Source organism: Paraburkholderia sp. WS6 (assembly GCF_030464835.1).
GTDB lineage: Bacteria > Pseudomonadota > Gammaproteobacteria > Burkholderiales > Burkholderiaceae > Paraburkholderia > Paraburkholderia madseniana.
The window spans coordinates 64804-88615 of record NZ_JALQCK010000005.1; the positions used below are offsets into that span (position 1 = coordinate 64804).

Below are 23812 nucleotides of genomic sequence, written 5' to 3' on the forward strand. Positions count from 1 at the left end.
AAAATAAGAACATATAGACCGCGGTTTCTCCGGTATCCGTTTTCCGTGTCCTGCTGATTTTTTCGCGCGTTCGAATCGCCGGCTTTACGCTCTTGAGTCCACAGGATTAAGTGCATGGGCGATGATCGGCGGGATTGTCAGGTGTGGCGGGGGAGAGGTGGAATAAGCCAATTCCTAAACGGTTGAAAATAAATAATTGTTTGTAATTTATTTTGATTAATTGATATCCAGATGTGTAAAATTAGGAAATATAAAGAATCGTCTTGATTTGTCTTATGTGAATTTTAAAAATGTAAGAATGTAATGATCCATTGATTTGATTAAAATAATGGCGTTGTGAAAATCGAATGAGGATTTCCTGCATGAAGCCGGCGTTATGTAGGCAGTGCGGCGGAATATGCTGACAGTGTCGTGCCCGCATCCCGCCTGGTTTCCGCTTTTCCGCGCGTCGCACCCGCATCCACGTCAACCGCTGGTCACAGCAAACGTTCTACAATGACGGTTGTTCTCCGAAGTGAGTTTTCATGCGTAAATTTTTTCTTCCCGGCTTGACTGCCACGTTCGCCGCGGGTGCAGCGCTGGTCGCCGCCGCAGGCTTTTTTTCTCCGGCGGCTCACGCCAACAACGTGATCGTGCTCAATTCCGGCGAAGCCACGCTGAGCCTGATCGACGAGACCACTCATCAGGTCGTCGGCACGGTGCCGACGGGTAAAGAACCCCACCACCTGATGGCCACGCCGGACAATTCGTCGCTGATCGTCGCCAACTCGGTGTCGAACAACCTGATGTTCGTCGATCCGAAATCGGGCCAGGTTCAGCGCTGGGTCGAGAACATCGAGGATCCGTACCAGATCGGTTTTTCGCCCGACCGCAAGTGGCTCGTCACCACCGGGCTGCGTCTGGACCGCCTCGACATCTATCATTACGACAGCCAGAAGAACCAGATGACGCTGGCCTCGCGTCTGCCGCTTGCGGTGATGCCGAGCCACATGGCGTTCACCAATGACAGCAAGACGGTTTTCGTCACGCTGCAGGTTTCGGGCGAGCTGGCCGCTATCGATCTGGCCACGCAAACCGTCAAGTGGAAGATGAAGGTCGGCAAGGTGCCGGCTGGCCTGTGGATGACACCGGGCGAGAAGTACCTGCTGATCGGCATGACCGGGGCGGACTACGTCGCCGTGGTCGACTGGCGCAATCAGAAGATCGTCAAGACGATCCCGACCGGCAAGGGCGCGCACAACTTCCGTTCGCTGGCTGACGGCAAACATGTGGCGGTGTCGAACCGCGTTGCGAGCACGATCAGCATCATCGACGAAGATACGCTCACCAACGTTGGCGACATCACCGGCTTGATGCCGGGGCCGGACGACATGGAACTGTCCGCCGACAAACGCTATCTGTGGGTGACCTTCCGTTTCGCGAAGCATATCGGCATCATCGACCTGAACACGCGTAAGCTGATCCAGACGATTGCCGTCGGCCGTTCGCCGCACGGTATCTATTTCTTCAATCGCGCGCCGGTCACGGCGCCGAACGGCGCTTGACGCTGTTATCAGCGAACCGCCAGAAATGAAGTAACAGGCCAGCACCATGTTCCATCTGATTTTTTCTTCGCTCGACAGCTTCGTCTCAACGGTGCAGACGTTGCTGTACGTCGACGTGGTGCAGCCGCTGCTGTTCCGCTTCAATCTGATGGACTACGACGAAGACACTTTCGACAGCCTGTATTGGGTGATCGTCGGCGTCTTCGAGGTGCTGGCGATGTACGCGGTGCTGCGCCCGCTCGAAGCGCTGCGCCCGGTCGAGCGGTGGGAAAACCGCAAGGCGGTGCGCGTCGACGTGATCTACACATGGATCGTCAAGCTCGGCATCCTGAACCTGTTCTTCTTCTTCGCCCTGCAGCCATTCTTCGACAACGTGCAGGCCTGGCTGCGTCTGCACAACATCGCGAATATCGAATTCGACAATCTGTGGCCAGGCGTCACTACGCAGCCGCTCGTCACGTTCGCGATGTATCTGCTCGTGCTCGATTTCGCCGGTTACTGGTACCACCGCTGGGAACATCGGTTCGGCGTCTGGTGGGAGCTGCACGCAGTGCATCACAGCCAGCAGCAGATGTCGCTATGGTCGGACGACCGTAACCATCTGCTCGACAGTTTGTTGCAGGCGTCGTTTTTCGCATCGATCGCGCTGGTGATCGGCGTGCCGCCGTCGCAATTCGTCGTGCTGGTGGCAATCACGAACCTCGCGCAGAGCGTGCAGCACGCGAACATCCGTCTGTACTTCGGCTGGCTCGGCGAGCGCCTGCTGGTCAGCCCGACCTTCCATCGCCGGCATCATGCAATCGGCTATGGCCACGAAGGGTTGAAGTACGGTTGCAACTTCGGCGTGCTGTTCCCATGGTGGGACATGCTGTTCCGAAGCGTATCGTGGAGCCGCGAAATGGAGCCCACTGGCATCCGCGATCAACTCGAAGGTCGCCGCCGCTATGGCGATGGTTTCTGGGCGCAGCACTGGCTCGCTCTTGTGCGCATCGCCGGGCGACTTTCGCCGAAGCGCCGCGCCGAAGCCAACGACGCCGCTGCGGTCTGAGCATTCGTCTTCTTCTCATGCCGCCGGTTTCCCCGGCGGCGCGTCACGTGGTTTATCCTGTCCACGTTTGCGCGCACGTTCCTGAGTCGTTTTCCGGTCTGCATTTCGGTCTGTTCACCGGACCCTTCGCCGGTTCGCCGCGCTATTTCCTTTATTCCATCGTTTCGTTCACCGGCACTGGCTCGCATGAATGATCTGTTGCGCTCGTTCGGGCGCGCACTTGCAAGCGCGCTCCACCCGCGCATGCTCTGGCTGACTTTCCTGCCGTTTCTGGCGGCAACGGTCGGGTGGGGCGTGATCCTGTGGTTTTCCTGGCAGACGCTGATCGGCGCCACGCGCACGTGGCTCGAAAGCTGGTCGTTCACGGTCACGCTTTATCATCTGTTCGACTGGCTCGGCTTTTCGGCGCTGCACACGGCGATCGCGCCGTTCATCGTGATTGCGATGGCGATTCCGCTGATCGTCGTCACGGTGCTGCTGTTGATCGCCACGCTGTCGATGCCGGCGGTGATCCGCTTTCTGTCGGCGCGGCAATTCCCCGGCCTTGAAATGCGCCGCGGCGGAACGTGGTACGGTAGCTTGGGCCACGCATTGTTGACCACGGTGGTTTGTCTGGTGCTGCTGGTCGTCACGTTGCCACTCTGGCTGGTGCCGCCGTTCTTCGCGCTGATTCCGCCGCTGCTGTGGGGCTGGCTGACGTATCGCGTGATGAGTTACGACGCGCTCGCGCTGCATGCCACGCGTGACGAGCGGCGCGCGCTGGTGCGGCGCTTCCGGTTGCCGCTGCTATTGATCGGCATCGCGAGTGGGCTGCTGGGTTCGCTGCCGACGCTGCTGTGGGCGTCGTCGGTATGGCTGATCGTGCTGTTTCCCGTGATCACCGCGGTGACGATCTGGATCTACGCGTTCATCCTTGTATTTTCGGCGCTGTGGTTCGGCTACTACTGTCTGCGCGCACTGCAACGCATGCGCGCGGAAGAGCACGGCCCGCGGCACGCGGCGCCGGTTCCCTACTGATGAATTACTGACAAAGCGAAAGAGGCGGCAATGGCATTTGGCGTCATCATCATCGGCGACGAAATCCTGTCGGGCAGACGTATCGACAAGCATCTGCCGAAGGTCATCGAATTGCTGGGCGCGCGCGGGCTGGCGCTCGGCTGGGCGGAATACATCGGCGACGAGCCGGAGCGCATCACGGCGACGTTGCGACGCACGTTCGCCTCGGGCGACATCGTGTTCTCCACGGGCGGCATCGGCGCCACCCCGGACGACCACACCCGCCAGTGCGCGGCAGCCGCGCTCGGCGTGCCGCTCGAACTGCATCCGGAGGCTGCGAAGCTGATTCAGGAGCGCATCCGCGATATGTATCCGGCGAACGCCGCAACGCCGCTCGATCTGAATTCGGCTGAGAACCGGCATCGTCTGAACATGGGCACGTATCCGCAGGGCGCGTCGATCATTCCCAACGGCTACAACAAGATTCCTGGCTTCTCGATCAAGCAGCACTACTTCGTGCCGGGTTTCCCGGTGATGGCGTGGCCGATGATCGAGTGGGTGCTGGATACGCAATACGCCCATCTGCATCACGCGATGCCGCACGCGGAAAAGTCATTGCTGGTGTTCGAGCTGCCGGAGTCGCGCCTGACGCCGTTGATGGAAAAAATTGAACACGATTTTCCGGGTGTGCGGGTGTTCAGCCTGCCGAGCGTGGGCGATGCAGAGCGCGGCGGCGTGTATGCGCGGCATCACATCGATCTCGGTGTGAAGGGCGAACCGGAAGCGGTGGCGGCGGCTTTTGTGAAGCTGCGTGAAGGTGTGCACCTGCTGGGCGGCGATATCGTCGAGCCGGAGGCGGCTGCGGCTAAACCGCGCGCTTGAGTAGTGATTGAGCCTGGTCGTGCCGCCGTTTGATCGCCGCGCACGCCATCCTTCCTTCGGGCGCGCTTGCGCCCGTGCCTGACTGAAAACTCAACGCATCATCGGCCTGTCACATGCAGCGCGGACGATGCGTCTGATTGTCCCGCCCATCGCCCGAAGGCCCCTGCGAATCAGCAATCAGGCGCCGATCCACGGCAACCCGCGAAAGCACCAGCCCGACACCGTCTTCCGATGCCCCTGGCCGTCCTTGTCGCCTTCGAAGCCCTCCAGCAGGTCATACGCCTTGGTAAAGCCGGCTTGGGTAGCGGCGATCGCAGCGAGCTTCGAGCGCGCGGCGCTGCGACACAAAAACAGCACCGGCGTATCGGGCGAGGCGATGTGGCTCAGTTGCTGAAGGAATTCCTGGTTCGGTACGGCGCCGGGATAGCGCGTCCATTCCACGTGGGCGTATTGCCCGTCGCCGATAACCGGCCGGCCGACCCAATCGAGTTCGGCACGGGTGCGCACGTCGACGAGACGCGTGCGCGGATCGAGTTGCAGCAGTTCGAACGCCTCGGCGGGCGATATCGCGCCCGCATAGGGCAACTGGCTCTCGGTGCGGCGCTTGTCCGCCTGGGCGTACAACTGTTCGAGCGTGCTCATGAGCGCAAATCTCCGTCGGACCAAATGAACATTCTAGCGCGCGGCGTGCGACGCGCATGCGGTTCAGAGACGGCGTCCCGTCCGCACGAAGCAAGGAGACGTGCGCTCAATAGTGGTGCATATTCTCCAGAATGCACCAAAATAGAGGCGTCACCCGTTGCTGATTTTGTGAATGCACTAACTCGGTGCGTTGCGCAGTGTAAAGATTTGAGGGCTGCATGCTGTTCGGTGCGCCCATTCCCCGCAAACGCGCGCGCAGTGTGGTTCTGCGCCGGGTTGGCGCATACATGGCACAGAAGCTGCTTTATTGGTGCCGATCGATTTGTTCCAGCAGGCTTTTATGTTCATCCTCAACGATAGAGGGGTGGACGCGCCGGGACGGGTCAGCTAGATTGGGCGGCGGCTGAATCCGCCGAATTCGTTAATCAGGAGATAGGTTATGAGTAAATCCGTGGCCGACGTCGTTCAACTCGTCAAAGACGAGGACGTCAAGTTTGTCGACTTCCGCTTCACCGACACGCGCGGCAAAGAGCAACACGTTTCGGTGCCGGTGTCGGCATTCGATGAAGACAAGTTCGAAAGCGGCCATGCGTTTGACGGTTCGTCGATTGCCGGCTGGAAGGGCATCGAAGCATCGGACATGTTGCTGATCCCGGACGCGAACACCGCCTTCATCGACCCGTTCTACGAAGAGTCGACCCTCGTCCTGACCTGCGACGTCGTCGAACCGGCTGACGGCAAGGGCTATGAACGCGACCCGCGATCGCTGGCCAAGCGCGCTGAAGCGTACCTGAAGAGCACGGGCCTCGGCGACACGGCCTTCTTCGGTCCGGAACCGGAATTCTTCATTTTCGACTCGGTCAAGTGGGGCACGGACCAGTCGGGCACGTTCGTCAAGATCGGTTCGGAAGAAGCACCGTGGTCGTCGGCGATGGACTTCGAAGGCGGCAACACCGGCCACCGTCCGGGCACGAAGGGCGGCTACTTCCCGGTCGCTCCGGTCGACACGTTCCAGGACATCCGTTCGGAAATGTGTCTGTTGCTCGAACAGATCGGCATCCCGGTCGAAGTGCATCACCACGAAGTCGCGGGCCAGGGCCAGAACGAAATCGGCACGAAGTTCTCGACGCTGGTGCAACGCGCCGACTGGTTGCAGCAAATGAAGTACATCATCATGAACGTCGCGCACACGTACGGCAAGACGGCTACGTTCATGCCGAAGCCGGTGGTCGGCGATAACGGTTCGGGCATGCACGTTCACCAGTCGATCTGGAAAGACGGCACGAACCTGTTCGCAGGCAACGGTTACGCAGGTCTGTCGGAATTCGCGCTGTTCTACATCGGCGGCATCATCAAGCATGCTCGCGCGCTGAACGCGATCACGAACCCGTCGACGAACTCGTACAAGCGCCTCGTGCCGCACTTCGAAGCACCGGTGAAGCTGGCTTACTCGGCTCGCAACCGTTCGGCATCGATCCGTATTCCGCACGTGTCGAACCCGAAGGGCCGCCGTATCGAAACGCGTTTCCCGGATCCGATGGCGAATCCGTACCTGTGCTTCTCCGCGCTGATGATGGCGGGTCTGGACGGCGTGCAGAACAAGATTCACCCGGGCGAAGCGGCCGACAAGAACCTGTACGACCTGCCGCCGGAAGAGGATGCAAAGATCCCGACCGTGTGTGCCGGCCTCGACCAGGCGCTTGACGCACTCGACGCGGACCGCGAATTCCTGACGCGCGGTGGCGTGTTCACGGACTCGATGCTCGACGCGTACATCGAACTGAAGACGGGCGAGCTGCAACGCTATCGTCAGTCGGTGCACCCGATCGAATTCGAAATGTACTACTCGCTGTAAGCGGCAATGGCGCTTCGCCCTTCAAACGGCGAAGCGCTTTGCCCGACGCTCGCGATCGGTCACGAAGGGACGGCGGCGCCGTCCCTTTTTTGTTAGGCGCGAATGAGTCCATTCGCAGCGTTCGCGGCGCAGGGGCAATGAAGTAGCGCATCAGGCAGGACAATAAGCGGTACACCTGATTGATCACCATCTCCTATCGGCCAGACTGCAAGATGGTTCTGAAGAATCTGATGAAGGCAAGGAAAGGGCACGAGCAGACGCTGTCGGACGACGCTCAGCTTGTGGGTTCCGGTTTGCTGCCGGGCTTCGAGGCATTGCCGACGGTCGTGCTGGTGCTGGAGAAACGCACGTTGCGCGTGGTGTTTGCGAACCCGTCGGCGGAGTCGATGCTGGAGCTCTCGCGCAAGCAATTGACGCAGATGGCGTGGCCGGACATCTTCTCGAATGCGGACGAACTGCTCGCCACCATTTCGGCGATCGCCGCCCACCGTTTTCACGCGACGCATCTGGACGCCGTACTCGAGCGTCCGGGCCACGAGCCGCTGCATGTGCATGCGATCGTCGGCTTTCTGGAGAGCGTGCAAGACTACGTGCTGCTCGAACTGTTCGAGAACGAGCGGCATATCCGCACCGACCGCGAGGAACGCATCAACGACCTCACGGCGGTCAACAAACAACTGATCCGCAATCTCGCGCACGAGATCAAGAACCCGCTCGGCGGGATTCGCGGCGCGGCGCAACTGCTCGAATTCGAACTCGGCGAGCGTCAGCGCGACGAGTTGCGCGAGTACACGCAGGTCATCATCAAGGAATCGGACCGGCTGCAAACGCTGGTCGATCGCCTGCTGGAGCCACACCGTCATCCGCATATCGTCGGCGACGTGAATATTCATGAAGTGTGCGAGCGCGTGCGCCAGGTGATTCTCGCGGAGTTTCCGCGCGGTCTCACGATCGAGCGCGATTACGACGTGAGCGTGCCGGACCTGCGCGGCGACAAGGAGCAACTGATCCAGGCGTTGCTGAACATCGTGCGCAACGCTGCCGAAGCCTTGCGCGAACGCATCTCGCAAGGCGATGCGCGCATCGAATTGCGCACTCGCATTGCGCGCAAGATCACCGTGTCGAAACGTTTATGTAAGCTGGCACTGGACTTGCATATCACTGACAACGGGCCAGGCATTCCCGAAGAAATCCGTGACCGCATTTTCTATCCGCTCGTGTCGGGGCGCGAGGACGGCAGCGGTCTCGGCCTGACGCTCGCACAGACTTTCGTGCAACAGCACGACGGGCTGATCGAAGTGGAAAGCCGGCCGGGCCACACCGAGTTTCAGATTCTGCTGCCGCTCGACTGCTAAACATATGTATCTCAAGACTTCTGAACGACCTATATGAAGCCGATCTGGATAGTAGACGACGATCAATCGATTCGCTGGGTGCTTGAAAAAGCGCTCGCCCGCGAAAACTTCGCGACACGCAGCTTCGCGAACGTGCGCGAGGCATCGGCCGCGCTCGATCACGACAGCCCGCAGGTGCTGGTGTCCGACATCAGGATGCCTGGCGGCTCCGGCCTCGAATTGCTGCAAACCGTCCGCGACAAGGTGCCGGGCCTGCCCGTCATCATCATGACGGCGTTCTCGGACCTGGACAGTGCGGTCGCCGCATTCCAGGGCGGGGCATTCGAATACCTCGCCAAACCGTTCGACGTCGACAAGGCAGTCGAGCTGATCCGTCGCGCGGTGGACGAAAGCATGCGCGGCGAACAGACGTGGGACGACCGCGTTGCCGATGCACCGGAAATGCTCGGCCAGGCGCCGGCGATGCAGGACATGTTTCGCGCGATCGGCCGGCTGTCGCATTCCGCGGCCACCGTGCTCATTACCGGCGAATCAGGCACCGGAAAGGAACTGGTCGCGCGTGCGTTGCACCGACATAGCCCACGCGCGAACGGTCCCTTCATCGCGCTTAACACGGCGGCAATTCCGAAGGATCTGTTGGAATCCGAATTGTTCGGTCATGAGCGCGGAGCATTTACCGGCGCGCAGGCCATGCGCCAGGGGCGCTTCGAGCAGGCCGAGAACGGCACGCTGTTTCTCGATGAAATCGGCGACATGCCGTTCGATCTGCAGACGCGCCTGTTGCGGGTGCTGTCGGACGGGCAGTTCTATCGCGTCGGTGGTCACAATCCGTTGCGCGCCAATGTGCGCGTGATCGCCGCGACGCATCAGAACCTCGAATCGCGCGTGCGTCAGGGCTTGTTCCGCGAGGATTTGTATCACCGGCTCAATGTGATCCGCTTGCGTTTGCCGGCCTTGCGCGAGCGTAGCGAAGATATTCCGCTGCTTACGCGCCACTTCCTGCAAAAGAGTGCGCGCGATCTGGGCGTGGAGCCTAAGCGTGTGTCGGAAGAGGCGCTCGCTTATCTGGCATCGCTGCCGTTTCCGGGCAACGTGCGTCAACTGGAGAATCTTGCCAACTGGCTCACGGTGATGGCGCCGGCGCAGACCATCGAGATCAAGGACTTGCCGCCCGATCTGGGCCCCACGCAAGTCGGCGTGGCCGATCTCGCGGGCGGTGGCAACGGCGTGATCGGTGCGGGTGAAGCAGGGCTCGCCGGCGGCGCGCCGATCAACGGCATCAGCGCGGCCACTCATCCGGCCAGCGCTGCCGGCATGCCTGTCGCGACCACCGTCGCCGCCTGGGAAGGCGGCTTGCGCACCGAAGTCGCGCGGATGTTGCGCGAGAATGCGGCCGACGTCATGGATGAACTCGCGCGCCGCTTCGAAGCGGCGGTGATTCGCGAGGCGCTGGATTTCACGCGCGGACGCAAGGTAGAGGCGGCGGAGCGGCTCGGCATTGGCCGCAATACGATTACGCGCAAGATTCAGGAGCTCAATCTCGAGCCCTGAGGTTTGCGCGGTTAGCCGGGGCGGTTTGTCAGCCGCCCCGGCAGTTGTTACTTAGGCTGCCCCGTTAGGTCGGCTCCTGGGCAATCCCGCAGGCACCGCCGCATGGACAGCTTCGTCGGCTGTACCGTCAGCCGCTCCGGCGCGCAGCGTCAAAGGCTCTCCGGCTCCCGCAAGGCATAATCGACGCTGTTTTCATTCGACAGCCGACGATGCCCGCTTCTCCCGCTCTTTTCTCCTGGCCGCTTTCTTCCGATCCCTTTCTGTCGCTCGAAGCGCTCGACGACCCTGACGCGCTCGCGTGGGTCGAATCGCAGAACGCCCGCACGCGTGCCGCGTGGTGCAGCAGCGCGGAATTCGATTCGCTCAAACAGCGGCTTGCCGACGCTTATCTGCCGCGCGAGCGTCCGGTCGTCCCCGATCGCTGGAAGGAGTGGGCCTACGATCTGTGGCAGGACGAGCGCAATCCCAAAGGCATCTGGCGGCGCACGACGTGGGCGGCCTGGCGCAGTGGCGCACCCGTCTGGCAGAACCTGCTCGACTTCGACGCGCTTGGTGCAGCCGAAGGCACGCCATGGGTCTGCGCCGAACTCGACATTCTTTATCCGGATGGCGATCGCGCGCTGGTCACGCTGTCGCCGGGAGGCTCGGATGCGCTGGTGGTACGCGAGTTCGACATTGACGCGCGACGGTTTGTCGACGACGGCTTCGTGATTGCGAAGGCCGGCAAGCACACGGCCTCGTGGATCGATCGGGACACGCTTTATGTCGGCTGGGACAACGGCCGCAAGACGCTGACGCGCTCTGGCTATCCGCGCGAAGTGCGGCGTTGGACGCGAGGGAGCGCACTGACCGACGCGCCGGTGGTCTTCAAAGGGGCGTTTGGCGACATCGGTGTGGAGGCTCACTACGATCCGATCGAGCGGCGCCACACGGTGGTGAGCAGCGTCGATTTCTTCGATTCGTATACGTACTACCTCGATGGCACCGATGGCGCTGCGGACGCGACCCATGCCGCCGGTGTGACCCACGCGGCCAATGAGCGCAATCCCGCTAATGCGGTTAATGCAGGCAGCGTTACCAATAGCGCGAGCGCCTGGCTGCAGTACGACGTGCCGTCGCACGTCGCGATCGGCGGCTGGCAAGGCTGGCTGCTGCTCGAGCCGCGCCTCGATTGGGACTGCAATGGCGTGCGCTATCCGGGCGGCGCGTTACTGGCGATCCGCGAAGCCGCATTCTTGCGTGGCGAGCGTGACGTGGTGCCGCTTTTCACACCGACATCGCAAACCTCCGCCTGCGAGTGGACACACACGCGCAATCACCTGATCGTGTCGTACCTGGAAGATGTGCAGAGCAAGACCTTGCTGTGGACCCCGTCGCAAGCGGCCGATCAAGCCTGGCAATGGCATCAACGCCTCTTTCCGTCGCGTGACGATGTGCAAGCCGACGTCTCACCGATCGAGCCGACGCTGAACGATGAAGTGTTTGTCGATACCGACGACTATTTGCAACCGCCTGCGTACTGGCTCACCGATCTTGCCCAGAATGACCTGACCGATTGGACGTTGCTCGACCGCTGGCCGACTCAGTTCGATGCGGCGCCGTTCGCGGTGACGCGTGGGCACGCGGTGTCCGCGGACGGCACGCGGGTGCCGTACACCGTGATCGGACCGCGGGTTGCGCAACAAACTGCGCAAGAGCAGACGACGCAGACCGCGCAGCAGACGCGCGATCAAGTGTACGAGCGGACGCATGAGCAAACGGACGAGCAAGCGCAGGAGCAAGCGCGCCCCTGCTTGCTCAACGGTTACGGCGGCTTCGCGATTCCGTTGCTGCCAGGTTATCTGACCGGGCCGGGCATCGGCTGGCTCGAGCGGGGTGGCGTGTACGTCGTGGCGCATATTCGCGGTGGCGGCGAGTTCGGTACGCAGTGGCATACGGCGGCGCAGGGCGAGCATCGGCAGCGCTCGTTCGACGATTTCATCGCGGTGGCCGAGGCGCTCATCAGCACAGGCGTGACCAGCGCCGCGCAACTCGGCATTCAGGGGGGCAGCAACGGCGGCCTGCTGGTCGCGGCGAGCATGGTGCAGCGACCCGAATTATTCGGCGCCGTGGTGTGCGAGGTGCCGCTGCTCGACATGAGCCGCTATCACCTGCTGCACGCGGGCGCGTCATGGATCGATGAATACGGCGATCCGGACGAACCCGACGCAGCACGCGTGCTGGCGGCTTACTCGCCCTATCATCGCGTGAGTGCGGACGTGGCGTATCCGCCGGTGCTGTTCACCACGTCGACTGCTGACGATCGTGTGCACCCCGGACACGCGCGCAAGATGGCCGCGCGCATGCAGGCGCTGGGCGCAGTGAAGGTCTGGTATCGGGAGAACACGGAAGGGGGCCACGGCGGCTCCGATGAGCTGGAGCAGGCCGGGCATGATGCGATGGTGTTCGAGTTCTTGTGGCGCTGTTTGAACGGGCCGGCGTAGGCTTTTGAAACAGAGGCCGGCTGCCGCTCCGCTCTGATCTTGCTGAGGCCCCGCTTGGGGCCGCGCGTTCAGTCGATCTGGGCGACCACCGGCGCGTGGTCCGACGGTTGCTCCCATTTGCGCGGCACCTTGTCGACATCGCAGGCCGAGCACGCTTCTGCAAGCGCTTTCGACAGCAGAATATGGTCGATACGCATCCCCGCGTTACGGCGGAACGCCATCATCCGGTAGTCCCACCACGAATAGATTTTCTCCGGCTGCTCGAACTGACGGAACGCATCGATGAGACCAAGTTCGACCAGCCGCACGAACTCGGCGCGCTCTTCGGGCGACACCAGATTCTGGCCTTCCCATGCTTTCGGATCGTGCACGTCGCGATCTTCCGGCGCGATGTTGTAGTCGCCGAGCAGCGCGAGTTTCGGATACACCGCCATTTCGCTCGCGATCCAGTCGTGCAGGGCGGAGAGCCAGCTCAGCTTGTAGGCGAATTTGTCGGTGCCCGGCGCCTGGCCGTTCGGGAAGTATGCGGAGATGATGCGCACGCCCTCGACGGTCGCGGCGATCACGCGTTGCTGCGGGTCCTCGAAGCCGGGGATATTGCGCACGATGCTGCTTTCGTCGACGTTCAGGCCTTCGCGCACGAGGATGCCGACGCCGTTATAGGTCTTCTGGCCCGCGAACCAGCTCCGGTAACCTTTTGCTTCGAGTTCGGCGCGAGGGAATTTGTCGTCGGTCAGCTTCAATTCCTGAAGGCACAGCACGTCCGCGTGACTGGTTTCGAGCCAGTCGGTGACGTGCTGCAGGCGGACTTTGAGGGAGTTGACGTTCCAGGTGGCGATTTTCATAAAGTTCTCACATTCTTGCTGGGCAAGGCTTTGTGGGGCACTGACCCCGCGTTCCGCTTTGTTTTTGCTTCAGCGACGACCCGTCTGGCGACCCGGATTCGGATTGGCAGGATCGGGGCGATTCCGATAGTCCCGCATCTTATCGCGCGAGGCGAGCGACGGTGAAAATTGCCCCGGCGGCCGTCGAAAATAAAAGCCCGACGCCGTCATGCCGCGGCGTATAGTGGGATCACCTTTACGCGCATCGGGAATGCATCATGGCCCAACTATATCCAGCCCTTTATAAGGACTTCGAAGTGCATCCGCTGGTGTTTTCGCGGCAGTTCGACAAGTTCGACGGTCACAAGCGTCATGCCGAAGGTTACGACGTGGCGGTACGTGTATGCCGGCCGGGCGCGATCAGCGGCTCGAAGGCAAGCCGCGTGTTTCGTCTGGTGCTGCCGTCCACGTTCTCCGATTTCGGCGTGGCGAAACGCAGCGCGAGCCAGTACGGCGCGGACATCATCGACGGCAAAGTGGACGGCGCGACGGTCGAGGATCTCTGAGTCGCCTGCTCATGCGCCGCATTCACTTGCTGCACGAGTGTGGACACGCGACGGGCACCTCATTTGAAATTATTTGATCCGATTGTTTGACGTCTCGCGAACGGCCCTATATACTCTTTTTCTCTGACGCGGGGTGGAGCAGTCTGGCAGCTCGTCGGGCTCATAACCCGAAGGTCGTAGGTTCAAATCCTACCCCCGCAACCAAGCATTGTTGAAAGCCCGCTAGCGCAAGCTACGCGGGCTTTTTAACTTCTGCCGTCTGCTCTCATGCGTGCATGCGCCACGCGCGCTTGCATTCACTCCGACTCGATCGCCCAGTCCACCGCCGCTTGCGCATGCAATGCGGTCGTGTCGAACACGGGTAGCGCCGAATCTTCCGGCTTGATCAGCAAGGTGATTTCCGTACAGCCGAGAATCACCGCCTGCGCACCCCGCGCGGCAAGTGCTTCGATCACACGTTGATATACCGCACGCGAGGCGTCATTCACTTTGCCGTGGCACAGTTCGTCGTAGATGATGCGGTGCACATCCGCGCGTTCGGCTTCATCGGGAATCAGCGTCTCGAGGTCGTAGCGTTCGCGTAAGCGCCCTGTGTAAAACGTCTGCTCCATCGTATAGCGCGTACCCAGTAAGCCCACCCGCGTGATTCCTGCGGCGCGCAGCGCGTTGCCGGTCGGATCGGCGATGTGCAGGAAGGGCACGCCGATCGCCTGTTCGATCGATTCATACACGCGATGCATGGTGTTGGTCGCCAGTATCACCAGGTCGGCGCCGCCGCGTTCGAGTTGGCGTGCGGCGTCGGCCAGCTGATCGCCGAGCGCGGTCCAGTTGCCGGCGCGCTGGTTGGCCTCGATCGGCGCGAAATCGACCGTCAGCATCAGGCTGCGGGCGTTGTGGTGGCCGCCGAGGCGCGCCTTGGCGTGGCGGTTCAGGAGCCTGTAGTACTCGGTGGACGACTCCCAACTCATTCCGCCGATCACGCCGATGGTTTTCATGGTCTTGCTCCGTTGGTGGATGATGCAGGCGGTTGCGTGTCGAATGCCGGGCATCGAACGTGTGGAAAGTCGAGTATAGGCGGGCGTTGTCATTCGTAGCCGGTACGGATTGCTTTCCGCCCGCCGGTACGGCGTCTTGCTAAAACGCCGGCACGCAATTTCTGACGCCGATAGAATCGCAATCAGTCAAAGAGCGGTCAACAGGGAGCGAATCATGGATCTGATCATCCGCCGAGCGATGCTGCCGCCGGGCGCCACATCACAGCACAAGCAGCACAAACAGCCGGTCGACATCGGCATCGAAGCGGGCCGCATCGTCGCCGTCGAACCGAATCTGGCCGCGAGCGCGCACGAAGAAATCGACGCCACCGGTTCGCTCGTCACGCCGCCATTCGTCGATCCGCATTTCCACATGGACGCGACGCTGTCGTACGGTCTGCCGCGCGTGAACGCGTCGGGCACCTTGCTGGAAGGCATCGCGCTGTGGGGCGAACTGAAGCCGGACCTCACGCAGGAGGCGCTGATCGAGCGCGCGCTACAGTACTGCGATTGGGCTGTCGCGCGCGGTCTGCTGGCGATTCGCAGCCACGTTGATGTGTGCGATCCACGCTTGCTCGCGGTCGAGGCGCTGCTCGAAGTGAAGCGTCGCGTCGCGCCTTATCTCGACCTGCAACTGGTCGCGTTTCCGCAGGACGGCGTCTTGCGCAGCGCCGGCGCATTCGAGAATCTCAAGCGTGCGATTGCGATGGGCGTCGACGTGGTCGGCGGGATTCCGCATTTCGAACGCACGATGGCCGACGGCGCGCAGTCCGTGCGCATGTTGTGCGAGTTCGCGGCGGAGCAGGGCTTGCGCGTCGATATGCACTGCGACGAATCGGACGATCCGATGTCGCGCCATATCGAAACGCTCGCAGCCGAAACGCACCGGCTCGGCTTGCAGGGGCGCGTCACCGGTTCGCACCTGACCTCGATGCATTCAATGGACAACTACTACGTCAGCAAACTCTTGCCGCTGATGCGCGAGTCGGGCGTCGCGGCGATCGCCAATCCGTTGATCAACATCACGCTGCAGGGCCGCAGCGACACGTATCCGAAACGGCGTGGCATGACACGCGTGCCGGAGATGATGGCGGCGGGCATCAACGTCGCGTTCGGCCACGACTGCGTGATGGACCCGTGGTACAGCCTTGGTTCGGGCGACATGCTCGAAGTCGCGCACATGGGTTTGCATGTTGCACAGATGACGGGCGTCGACGGTATGCATGCGTGTTTCGACGCGGTCACGGTGAATGCCGCGCGTATTCTCGGACTGGAAGGCTACGGCGTCGCGCCGGGAAGCGCCGCCAATCTCGTGCTGCTCGATGCGCGCGATCCGGTCGAAGCGATCCGCTTGCGCGCCGCGCGGCTTGCGGTGGTGAGTCGCGGCAAGGTGGTTAGCCGCGCGCCTGCTGCGCGCGCGGCGTTGTCGCTGGAAGGGCGTCCTGCAGAGGTGGATTTCAAACTGCATCGCGGTTAGCCGCCGCGCACCGTTCGCGGCACACACGCGAATGGAAAGTGCCGGTGCCTGCTCATGAAAAAACACCCCGCATCGTTGGACGGGTATCCAACGATGCGGGGTGCAGTTCAATCACCGGATTTTTAGCCGATGTCGGCGCTTACCTACAACGCCGGCGAATGCTTCAACGCAAGACTCAATGCCAGGCTCAATGCGTCGCAGCAGGCGTCATGCCATTGTGGCGTAGCAGCGCATCGATACTCGGCTCGCGGCCGCGGAACGCCTTGAACGATTCCATCGCGGGACGGCTACCGCCCACTTCCAGAATCTCCTTGCGATAACGCATGCCGGTTGCCTGATCGAGCACGCTGCCGCTCGCGGCTTGTGCGGCTTCTTCGAACGCGGCATACGCATCGGCGGACAGCACTTCAGCCCACTTGTAGCTGTAGTAGCCCGCTGCATAACCGCCCGCGAAAATATGGCTAAACGTATTCGGCCAACGCGAGAACGAAGCTTGCGGCACGACGTGGAAACGCTCGTTGATCTCGCTCGCGAGTTCGGTGGCGTTCTTCGTGCCGGACGCATCGAAACCGGTGTGCAGTTGCATGTCGAACATCGAGAACACGATCTGGCGCAGCGTGCCGAGACCGCTCTGGAAATTCTTCGCTGCGAGCATCTTGTCGAAGAGATCACGCGGCAGCGGCTTGGCGGTGTCGACGTGCGAGGTCATGTCGCTCAATACGTCCCACTCCCAGCAGAAGTTTTCCATGAATTGCGACGGCAATTCAACCGCGTCCCACTCGACTCCGTTGATACCCGACACGCCCAGTTCATCCACGCGCGTGAGCATGTGGTGCAGACCGTGGCCGAACTCGTGGAACAGCGTGATCACTTCATCATGCGTGAAGCAGGCGGGCTTGCCGCCGACCGGCGCCGAGAAGTTGCAGGTCAGATACGCCACCGGCGTTTGCACGCTGCCGTGCGTGTGTTTGTGACGGCCACGCGCATCGTCCATCCATGCGCCGCCGCGTTTGCCTTCGCGTGCATACAGATCGAGATAGAACTGCGCGACGAGGCCGCCGTCCTGATTCTCGACGCGGAAAAAGCGCACGTCCGGGTGCCACACGGCTGCTTCGTCGCGGCGGATGCGCACGCCGAACAGCGTTTCGGTGACCTTGAAGAGGCCCTTGAAGACGGCGTCTTCCGGGAAGTACTTTTTGACTTCGTTCTCGGAGAACGAATAGCGCTTCTGACGCAGACGTTCAGCGGCGAACGTCATGTCCCACGGTTGCAGGTCGGCCATGCCGAGTTCGTTCGCTGCAAATTCGCGCAGTTCCTTCCAGTCCTGTTCAGCGTGCGGGCGCGCGCGCGTGGCGAGGTCTTCGAGGAAGGCCATGACTTGCGCCGGCGACTCGGCCATCTTCGGCGCGAGCGAGACTTCGGCGAAGTTGTTGTAGCCGAGCACGTGCGCTTCTTCGGCGCGCAGCTTCAACTGATCGGCGAGCACGGCCGTGTTGTCCCATTCCGGCTTGCCGTTGCCGTATTCCGGACCGAGTTCCGACGCGCGCGTCACATACGCGCGGTATATCGTTTCGCGCATCGCGCGATTTTCCGAGTACTGCATGATCGGGAAATACGACGGGAAGTGCAGCGTGAATTTGTAACCGGTTTTGCCCTCGCGTTCGGCTGCTTCCTTCGCGGCTTCGATCACGTCTTCGGGCAGGCCGGCCAGTTGCGCTTCATCGCCGGCTTCGACGAGATAGGCGTAAGCGTTCGTTGCGTCGAGCACGTGATCCGAAAACGCTTTCGACAACCCCGCCTGCTTTTCCTGCAATTCGGCGAAATGCGGCTTCTGGTCTTCCGGCAATTCCGCGCCCGAGAGGCGGAAATCGCGCAGCGCATTGCCGAGGATCTTCTTGCGCTCGCCGGTCAGCGACGAAAAATCGCTGCTGGCGTGAAGCGCCTTGTACTTCTCGTAAAGCGCGAGATTCTGGCCGACGCTCGACCAGAATTCGGTGACGCGCGGCAGATTCTCGCCGTACACCGCACGCAGTTCCGGCGTATCCGCCACGGCGTTCAGATGGCCGACCACGCCCCAGGCGCGCGACAGCGGTTCGGTTGCGCGTTCGACCGGCTCGACCACATCGGCCCACGAAGCGGGCGTAATGGGCTGGGCGGCGCGCTCGACGGCAGCGGCCGCATCGGCGAGCAGGATATCGAGGGCGGGCGTGACGTGTTCGGGGCGGATTTCGCCAAAGCGCGGCAGGTCGGAGAAATCGAGGAGCGGATTGTCGTGCTTCGAGGGGGTAGTGGACATAAGGCTTCCTGTCTGACGCGGGTGAACGGGTAATCGGTGCATCGACGGGCGCGCGATGGCGCCCCAATGACACTCCATAGGGACATTATTGGGGCAGGGCGCGCCGATTCCAATCCGTCGGTAGACAAATTATCAGATGTCGCGTGACTGTGCCCGGAGGAGCGAATCCGGAATGCGGTTCAGACGGTGGCAATGCGCTAGCTGGTTGCCGCTGCTTGAACCGCTCCCGCTGTGCCGCGACGCTCTGTGGGAAAGCGAACGGTGCAAATTGCTGCCATGCCGCATTCTGGCGTGTCTGCACCCGTTAGTGACGCTTTCTGTAAGAGGTATCGATGAACCCGCTTTCGCACGCTCTATCGCGCAACGGCAACAACTTCGATCTCGTGCGGCTCCTTGCCGCCATCGCCGTGGTGTATGGCCATTCGTATCTGCTGCAGGCACCCGACGGCACCACGGATTGGGTCCAGAATGCGCTCGGCTTCGATGGTTTCGGCGCACTCGGCGTCTATGCGTTTTTTCTGCTGAGCGGCATGCTGGTGACCGCCAGTTTCGACCGGCAACGTTCGGTGCCTCGTTTCGCCGCGTTGCGCATCGCGCGCCTGTGGCCGGCGGTGGCGGGCGGCTCGCTGGCGACGGTGTTCATCCTCGGGCCGCTGTTGACGACGCTGCCGCTGCGCGACTATTTCGCCTCCGGCATGACGTGGGCCAACCTCGACAACTTTTCCACCATCGTGCTGAAAACCGGCTGGGCGCTGCCTGGCGTGTTCGAACACAACCGCTTTCCCGTCGACGTCTGCGCGCCGCTGTGGACGTTGCCGCTCGAAGTGCGCTGCTATCTGATCGTGATGGTGGCCGGCATGCTGGGGTTGCTGTCCAGCACGCGCGGCGTGGCGCTGGCGGTGGCGCTCGGGTGCGCTGCGTTCGTTCTGCGCGTGCATCTGCCGCATCTGCAGATCGGCCTGCGCGACTTCAGCGAAACGCCCGGCGGCTATTCGTTCTGGCCGGAACCGTTTTTCATGCTGGGGATGCTGCTGTACGGCTGGCGCGAACGGATTGATATCAACGGCCTGACGGCGCTCGCGCTGGCGATGGTGTTTCTGGTATTCCGCGACACAGCGGGCGCTCAACCGCTGTTCTATCTGGCTTTCGCATACGGCGTGCTGTGGGTGGGCGCGACGCCGCTCCTGCGGCGCTTCGTGCCGCGTCACGACTACTCGTATGGGATTTATCTGTACGGCTTCATGGTGCAGCAATGCGTCGCGAATATCGCGCCGCAGTTGAGCCATGTGACGGCGGTGCTGATCGCCGCGCCGTTCATCCTGCTGTGCGCGGCGCTGTCGTGGCACTTCGTGGAGCGGCCGGTGCTGAGGTGGTGCCGCGGGCGTCTTGCGCGCCGGTCAACGACGCTTGGCGCGGGGATCGCGGCGCGGTGAGTGTCCTGTTTGGCGCCGATGTCTGCAACCGGCACTTGCTGCCCTGGTTTGACGCCGGAGTTTGACGGTTTGCATGCCGGCGAAATCACCTCACCGGCATGAGCCCTCAGCTTTACGCCTTTGCCGCCGCTTCGCGCTCGGCGGCTTCGATCGTGTTGACCAGCAGCATCGTGATGGTCATCGGACCGACGCCGCCCGGCACCGGCGTGATGTAGCCGGCCACTTCCTTGACGCCTGCGAAATCGACGTCGCCGCACAGCTTGCCGGCTTCGTCGCGATTCATGCCGACGTCGATCACGGCCGCACCCGGTTTCACCATGTCTGCCGTGAGAATGTTGCGCAGGCCCGTGGCGGCGACCACCACGTCGGCGTTGCGGGTATGGGCAGCCAGATCGCGCGTCTTGCTATGGCAGATCGTGACGGTCGCGCCCGCTTCGAGCAGCAGCAGCGCCATCGGCTTGCCGACGATGTTCGAGCGGCCGATCACCACCGCATTCGCGCCCTGCAGCGGAATCTCGTAGGCCGCCAACATTTTCATCACGCCGTATGGCGTGCACGGGCGGAACAGCGGGCGGCCGGTCATCAGCGCGCCGGCGTTGGCAACGTGAAAACCGTCGACATCTTTTTCCGGGGCGATCGCCTCGATCACCTTGTGGCTGTCGATATGCGGCGGCAACGGCAGTTGCACGAGAATGCCGTGAATCCGCGGATCGTGGTTCAGTTCGTCGATGCGCGCCAGCAGCTCGGCTTCCGGCAGATCGGCCGGATAGCGGTCGAACGACGAACCGAGCCCGTTGTCATTGCACGCCTTGACCTTGTTGCGCACATAGACTTCGCTGGCCGGATTGTCGCCGACCAGTACCACGGCGAGGCCCGGCTGATGCCCGCGGGCGGTGAGGGCTGCGGCGCGCGTGGCGACTTCGGCGCGCAGGGACTTGGAAAGGGCTAGGCCGTCGATCAGTTTGGCAGTCATGGTCGGTCGAGATGGGCGGTTTGGAAAGCGGAGCAGGGCGCAGGCGCGCGTGCGCGGCACGTGCGATGGCGCTTTTCACCGGAAACGGGTCGGCACGTGAAAAGCGTGCGGCGCGAATCAGAGATAAGCGGCGCTGCAAAGTCCGACATTATACCGGCCCGGCATGGCGTGCCATGTACGGATTCCGGGTGAGCGGGCGCGCCGGAATCCGCGATGCCTCCAACCGTCGAGCGACTTCTCCCGCTACTCCTGCACCGGCTGCCAGCTATCGTCCGGGTCGAACGATTTAATGGCGGCCGCGGCACGCGCGGTTTGCGACCCGAGGTTCTTCTGATAGACCTGACCGTCCTGATTGACGATAAAGCTCATCACGCCGGTCTTGCCGTACTCGGCCGGCGAGGCGATCAGACCAAACCCTTTGGTCAGCACGCCGTTTTCGACGTAGTTCTGCGCGCCCCCCTTCGCGTGCGCACCTTGCGCCGTCAGGATCCGGTAGTGATAGCCGTGGTAGGCCTCTTTCGGCAGGGTGCCGTTGGGCATGGTGGCGGCGAGCGGTCCGAGCGGGCTTTCCGTTTCGCCGGGCGCCGTCGCCCAATACAGGCCGTCATGCTGGCCCTGCGTACTGACGAAGCGCTGTGCGTAGTGCTGGGTCAGGTTGTGGTAATCGTTTTGTGCGTCGAGGTAGGCGAGCGAGGTGAGGATCGCCGCGTGTTCGTTGCGGCCGATGCGGCGTGTCAGCATCTCGTCCTGTGCGGCGGGCGGATCGAAACGCCAACCCTTGCCAGCTTGCACGAGCGGAATCGGCAAGGTCCAGCCACTGTCGCCGACCGCCAGATGCGCGGTTGCGCGACCCTTGCTCTTCGCTGGGTCCTCGACGATCTGATGCCCCTTCGACCATGCGCCGAGGAACTGGTAGATGTCGTCCTCGCCGATTCCTTCGGAAGGAATGTAGCGATGAAAATCGTTGCCGAGCACGTGTTTGAGCGCACCTTCGTCGTTGCGGGCCAAGGCGTCGACGAACGCACTGGCAGCGTCGTCGGCAGTGGGATAGATCGCCTGCGCGTGGGCGGCGGTCGTGCCGAGCAGCAATACCGGCGCCACCAGCAGGGTGCCGGTCGTGCCGAGGGCGACGGCGAGTGTCAGAACGTGGGCGCGCAAGGCGCCGCGTGGGAATAAGCGAATCATCAGGGACTCCTCTTGATCGTTCAACGGTTGCGGCCGAGGGGGCGCTCACCGCCGCCACCGCCCAGTCTGCCGCCACCACCGCCGCCACCGCCGCCGCGCTGGACTCCGCCGCCGTTTGCACTGAGACTGGCGCCCGTGCGTTGCTGACCGCCGCCGTTGGCGCCGAGGCCGCCGTTGCTGGAACGGTTCGCGGCCGCGTTGCGGCTCGCCTCGCCGCGCTGCGTGTCCTGCCGCGCGGTGTTCCCGTCACCGGCCCCGCGTAACGCGTTATCGCGGTTGGCGTTCTGCGCGCGGTTTTGCAGATCGGCGCTCTGCGTGCCGCCCTGATGGATCCCTTGCACGCGCTGGCTCGCGCTGCCGCTCAGGTTCTGGCCGGTGCGGTTCTGCAAGGTCTGCTGCGCCTGGGCGCGGGCGGCGTCGTCACGGCCGCGATAGGCATCGTGCTGCGCACTGCCGAGGTTGTTGTTGACATTGCGGTTGACGTTCGTGTTGTTGACGTTGCGGTTGACGTTGGTGTTGCGGTTCCAGTTCGTCGTGCTGCTATTCACGTTGATCTGGTTGTTCACATTGATGTTGTTGTAATGGTTCACGTTGATGTTGACGTCGTGCGTGTTCCAGTTGAAGCCACCCCACAGCGAATTGGCAACCGCGACACCGGCGCCGAACGCAAGGCCGGTAGCGAAACCGGTAGCGATTGCATAACCGGGCGGCGGCGGCACATACACGGGCGGGTAGGCCGGATAGGGCCATGTCCCATAGACGACAGTCGGGTTATAGGTCGGCACGTACACCACTTGCGGATTGGCCGGCACGATCTGAATCGTGCTTTGCTCGACCACGACCTTCTGCTGCGAGCTCGTCTTCAGATTGCCCGCGGCCTGCGCCTGTTTGCGCAGGCGTTGCACGGAGTCCATCACGTCATTCGACTGACCCAGAAAGGCCGTGCCGAGTTGCGAGACCCAATCGGGTTTCGACGCCATCGTCGCGAGAACCTGAGGGAAGGCGACGAGTGACTGCACGCTCGGGTCCCAAGGCTCCGACGCGACCGCTTTGACGGCGTCGTCGCCTTGCAATTTCGAGTTTGCTTTCGACCATGCGGCCGCGGCCTGCACGTCTTGTGGGAAGGTGGCGGCCATCAGCACCTGCGCAAGCAGTGCGTCGGGATAGAGCGCGATGGGCGCGGTCAGCGAATCGAGTTGCTGGTTCGACATCTTCGCGGCGCTTTGCGCATAGACCGCGCTCGGCATGGCCAGACCGGCGAAGAGTGGCGCGCCCACAAGTGCGGCGCAAACAAGCAACACACGCGAACGGTGTGTTCCGGATCGTTTCACGATGAAATCCTCCCGGCTGCGTTAGACGCGCGAAGTCGATGAGCAGCGCATGCTGCGTTGCTTCGGCGCGATGGAATGGAGAAGGAAGCGAATAAAGGTCGGCTCAGCTTCGCTTGAACCGTTCGATATGACAGATGCCTCAGCAATGCGGCCGAACCGCTTTAACCGATTTGCGCCGCACGGCGACGCCGCATACGACAACGACAGCACACTTGTTCTGCGTTCATCGGGCATCAAAGATTCCTGTTGAGGAGTTCTTTGTAAATTAAGGGGCGCAGCGAAGCTTGTCAATCTTGTCAGAGGAAAGAAGTTATTGCTGCGCAGCGTAAGCGTTTGC

General features: G+C 62.2%; 19 protein-coding genes and 1 tRNA gene. 13 read left to right on the plus strand and 7 right to left on the minus strand.

What is annotated here, in order from left to right; genetic code table 11:
• The first annotated feature begins 524 nt into the window (after positions 1-524).
• The 4 genes from M0D64_RS08130 to M0D64_RS08145 all read left to right on the plus strand — a co-directional run bounded on the left by M0D64_RS08130 (position 525) and on the right by M0D64_RS08145 (position 4470).
• Entirely contained in the window at positions 525-1544 is a 1020-nt protein-coding gene (locus tag M0D64_RS08130) for a beta-propeller fold lactonase family protein (protein ID WP_154566134.1), read from the plus strand.
• 46 nt (positions 1545-1590) lie between these two features.
• Positions 1591-2592 (plus strand): sterol desaturase family protein, encoded by a 1002-nt coding sequence (locus M0D64_RS08135; RefSeq protein WP_266257281.1) that lies wholly within the window; start codon positions 1591-1593, stop codon positions 2590-2592.
• Between the two features lie 186 nt (positions 2593-2778).
• Complete coding sequence (locus M0D64_RS08140) at positions 2779-3609, plus strand: EI24 domain-containing protein (protein WP_266257282.1); 831 nt, start codon at positions 2779-2781, stop codon at positions 3607-3609.
• Positions 3610-3639: 30 nt separating this feature from the next.
• Positions 3640-4470 carry a molybdopterin-binding protein gene (locus tag M0D64_RS08145; protein ID WP_266257283.1) on the plus strand — a complete coding sequence of 277 codons (831 nt, stop codon included), beginning with the start codon at positions 3640-3642 and terminating at the stop codon, positions 4468-4470.
• A gap of 177 nt (positions 4471-4647) precedes the next feature.
• Here M0D64_RS08145 and M0D64_RS08150 read toward each other — a convergent pair whose 3' ends face one another.
• A complete protein-coding gene (locus tag M0D64_RS08150) occupies positions 4648-5112 on the minus strand; it encodes a rhodanese-like domain-containing protein (protein ID WP_154566138.1) in 465 nt (154 codons plus the stop codon).
• A gap of 439 nt (positions 5113-5551) precedes the next feature.
• Between M0D64_RS08150 and glnA the strand changes: the two genes are divergently transcribed.
• From glnA to M0D64_RS08170, 4 genes are all read left to right on the plus strand, one after another.
• Positions 5552-6967: a type I glutamate--ammonia ligase gene (gene glnA / locus M0D64_RS08155; protein ID WP_154566139.1), complete on the plus strand. Its 1416-nt coding sequence runs from the start codon at positions 5552-5554 to the stop codon at positions 6965-6967.
• 212 nt (positions 6968-7179) lie between these two features.
• Positions 7180-8322 carry a nitrogen regulation protein NR(II) gene (gene glnL, locus M0D64_RS08160; RefSeq protein WP_154566140.1) on the plus strand — a complete coding sequence of 381 codons (1143 nt, stop codon included), beginning with the start codon at positions 7180-7182 and terminating at the stop codon, positions 8320-8322.
• A gap of 33 nt (positions 8323-8355) precedes the next feature.
• Positions 8356-9873: a nitrogen regulation protein NR(I) gene (ntrC, locus tag M0D64_RS08165; RefSeq protein ID WP_154566141.1), complete on the plus strand. Its 1518-nt coding sequence runs from the start codon at positions 8356-8358 to the stop codon at positions 9871-9873.
• Between the two features lie 209 nt (positions 9874-10082).
• Positions 10083-12356 carry a prolyl oligopeptidase family protein gene (locus M0D64_RS08170; protein ID WP_266257284.1) on the plus strand — a complete coding sequence of 758 codons (2274 nt, stop codon included), beginning with the start codon at positions 10083-10085 and terminating at the stop codon, positions 12354-12356.
• Between the two features lie 68 nt (positions 12357-12424).
• On the opposite strand, the gene xth is transcribed toward M0D64_RS08170, so the two are convergent.
• Positions 12425-13201 (minus strand): exodeoxyribonuclease III, encoded by a 777-nt coding sequence (gene xth / locus M0D64_RS08175; protein WP_154566143.1) that lies wholly within the window; start codon positions 13199-13201, stop codon positions 12425-12427.
• 257 nt (positions 13202-13458) lie between these two features.
• On the opposite strand from xth, the gene M0D64_RS08180 reads away from it, so the two are divergent.
• Together M0D64_RS08180 and M0D64_RS08185 are read left to right on the plus strand one after the other, a co-directional pair.
• Positions 13459-13746: a hypothetical protein gene (locus M0D64_RS08180; RefSeq protein WP_154566144.1), complete on the plus strand. Its 288-nt coding sequence runs from the start codon at positions 13459-13461 to the stop codon at positions 13744-13746.
• A 127-nt stretch (positions 13747-13873) separates the two neighbouring features.
• Positions 13874-13950 (plus strand) — tRNA-Met (locus tag M0D64_RS08185).
• A 92-nt stretch (positions 13951-14042) separates the two neighbouring features.
• Here the strand turns inward: M0D64_RS08185 and M0D64_RS08190 are convergent.
• Positions 14043-14741, minus strand: a complete 699-nt coding sequence (locus M0D64_RS08190) for an aspartate/glutamate racemase family protein (RefSeq protein ID WP_154566145.1) — start codon at positions 14739-14741, stop codon at positions 14043-14045.
• Positions 14742-14955: 214 nt separating this feature from the next.
• Here M0D64_RS08190 and M0D64_RS08195 point away from each other — a divergent pair, with 214 nt between their 5' ends.
• Positions 14956-16257 carry an amidohydrolase family protein gene (locus M0D64_RS08195; RefSeq protein WP_266257285.1) on the plus strand — a complete coding sequence of 434 codons (1302 nt, stop codon included), beginning with the start codon at positions 14956-14958 and terminating at the stop codon, positions 16255-16257.
• A 187-nt stretch (positions 16258-16444) separates the two neighbouring features.
• On the opposite strand, the gene M0D64_RS08200 is transcribed toward M0D64_RS08195, so the two are convergent.
• Complete coding sequence (locus tag M0D64_RS08200; protein ID WP_266257287.1) at positions 16445-18553, minus strand: M3 family metallopeptidase; 2109 nt, start codon at positions 18551-18553, stop codon at positions 16445-16447.
• 332 nt (positions 18554-18885) lie between these two features.
• Between M0D64_RS08200 and M0D64_RS08205 the strand changes: the two genes are divergently transcribed.
• The gene (locus M0D64_RS08205) at positions 18886-19986 is read left to right on the plus strand and encodes an acyltransferase (protein ID WP_266257288.1); all 1101 of its coding nucleotides are present in this window, start codon (positions 18886-18888) and stop codon (positions 19984-19986) included.
• A 112-nt stretch (positions 19987-20098) separates the two neighbouring features.
• On the opposite strand, the gene folD is transcribed toward M0D64_RS08205, so the two are convergent.
• The 3 genes from folD to M0D64_RS08220 all read right to left on the minus strand — a co-directional run bounded on the left by folD (position 20099) and on the right by M0D64_RS08220 (position 23475).
• Positions 20099-20959: a bifunctional methylenetetrahydrofolate dehydrogenase/methenyltetrahydrofolate cyclohydrolase FolD gene (folD, locus tag M0D64_RS08210; RefSeq protein ID WP_154566149.1), complete on the minus strand. Its 861-nt coding sequence runs from the start codon at positions 20957-20959 to the stop codon at positions 20099-20101.
• A gap of 243 nt (positions 20960-21202) precedes the next feature.
• The gene (locus tag M0D64_RS08215; RefSeq protein WP_266257289.1) at positions 21203-22144 is read right to left on the minus strand and encodes a DUF2950 domain-containing protein; all 942 of its coding nucleotides are present in this window, start codon (positions 22142-22144) and stop codon (positions 21203-21205) included.
• Between the two features lie 20 nt (positions 22145-22164).
• Complete coding sequence (locus M0D64_RS08220; protein ID WP_266257290.1) at positions 22165-23475, minus strand: DUF3300 domain-containing protein; 1311 nt, start codon at positions 23473-23475, stop codon at positions 22165-22167.
• A gap of 49 nt (positions 23476-23524) precedes the next feature.
• Between M0D64_RS08220 and M0D64_RS08225 the strand changes: the two genes are divergently transcribed.
• Positions 23525-23725 (plus strand): hypothetical protein, encoded by a 201-nt coding sequence (locus tag M0D64_RS08225; RefSeq protein ID WP_266257291.1) that lies wholly within the window; start codon positions 23525-23527, stop codon positions 23723-23725.
• Positions 23726-23812: the final 87 nt, after the last annotated feature.

What these genes read in the sequence shown, in the direction of transcription:
- M0D64_RS08130 (WP_154566134.1), top strand. Translation starts at nt 525, where the DNA reads ATGCGTAAATTTTTTCTTCCCGGCTTGACTGCCACGTTCGCCGCGGGT.
- M0D64_RS08135 (WP_266257281.1), top strand. Translation starts at nt 1,591, where the DNA reads ATGTTCCATCTGATTTTTTCTTCGCTCGACAGCTTCGTCTCAACGGTG.
- M0D64_RS08140 (WP_266257282.1), top strand. Translation starts at nt 2,779, where the DNA reads ATGAATGATCTGTTGCGCTCGTTCGGGCGCGCACTTGCAAGCGCGCTC.
- M0D64_RS08145 (WP_266257283.1), top strand. Translation starts at nt 3,640, where the DNA reads ATGGCATTTGGCGTCATCATCATCGGCGACGAAATCCTGTCGGGCAGA.
- M0D64_RS08150 (WP_154566138.1), bottom strand. Translation starts at nt 5,112, where the DNA reads ATGAGCACGCTCGAACAGTTGTACGCCCAGGCGGACAAGCGCCGCACC.
- glnA (WP_154566139.1), top strand. Translation starts at nt 5,552, where the DNA reads ATGAGTAAATCCGTGGCCGACGTCGTTCAACTCGTCAAAGACGAGGAC.
- glnL (WP_154566140.1), top strand. Translation starts at nt 7,180, where the DNA reads ATGGTTCTGAAGAATCTGATGAAGGCAAGGAAAGGGCACGAGCAGACG.
- ntrC (WP_154566141.1), top strand. Translation starts at nt 8,356, where the DNA reads ATGAAGCCGATCTGGATAGTAGACGACGATCAATCGATTCGCTGGGTG.
- M0D64_RS08170 (WP_266257284.1), top strand. Translation starts at nt 10,083, where the DNA reads ATGCCCGCTTCTCCCGCTCTTTTCTCCTGGCCGCTTTCTTCCGATCCC.
- xth (WP_154566143.1), bottom strand. Translation starts at nt 13,201, where the DNA reads ATGAAAATCGCCACCTGGAACGTCAACTCCCTCAAAGTCCGCCTGCAG.
- M0D64_RS08180 (WP_154566144.1), top strand. Translation starts at nt 13,459, where the DNA reads ATGGCCCAACTATATCCAGCCCTTTATAAGGACTTCGAAGTGCATCCG.
- M0D64_RS08190 (WP_154566145.1), bottom strand. Translation starts at nt 14,741, where the DNA reads ATGAAAACCATCGGCGTGATCGGCGGAATGAGTTGGGAGTCGTCCACC.
- M0D64_RS08195 (WP_266257285.1), top strand. Translation starts at nt 14,956, where the DNA reads ATGGATCTGATCATCCGCCGAGCGATGCTGCCGCCGGGCGCCACATCA.
- M0D64_RS08200 (WP_266257287.1), bottom strand. Translation starts at nt 18,553, where the DNA reads ATGTCCACTACCCCCTCGAAGCACGACAATCCGCTCCTCGATTTCTCC.
- M0D64_RS08205 (WP_266257288.1), top strand. Translation starts at nt 18,886, where the DNA reads ATGAACCCGCTTTCGCACGCTCTATCGCGCAACGGCAACAACTTCGAT.
- folD (WP_154566149.1), bottom strand. Translation starts at nt 20,959, where the DNA reads ATGACTGCCAAACTGATCGACGGCCTAGCCCTTTCCAAGTCCCTGCGC.
- M0D64_RS08215 (WP_266257289.1), bottom strand. Translation starts at nt 22,144, where the DNA reads ATGATTCGCTTATTCCCACGCGGCGCCTTGCGCGCCCACGTTCTGACA.
- M0D64_RS08225 (WP_266257291.1), top strand. Translation starts at nt 23,525, where the DNA reads ATGCTGCGTTGCTTCGGCGCGATGGAATGGAGAAGGAAGCGAATAAAG.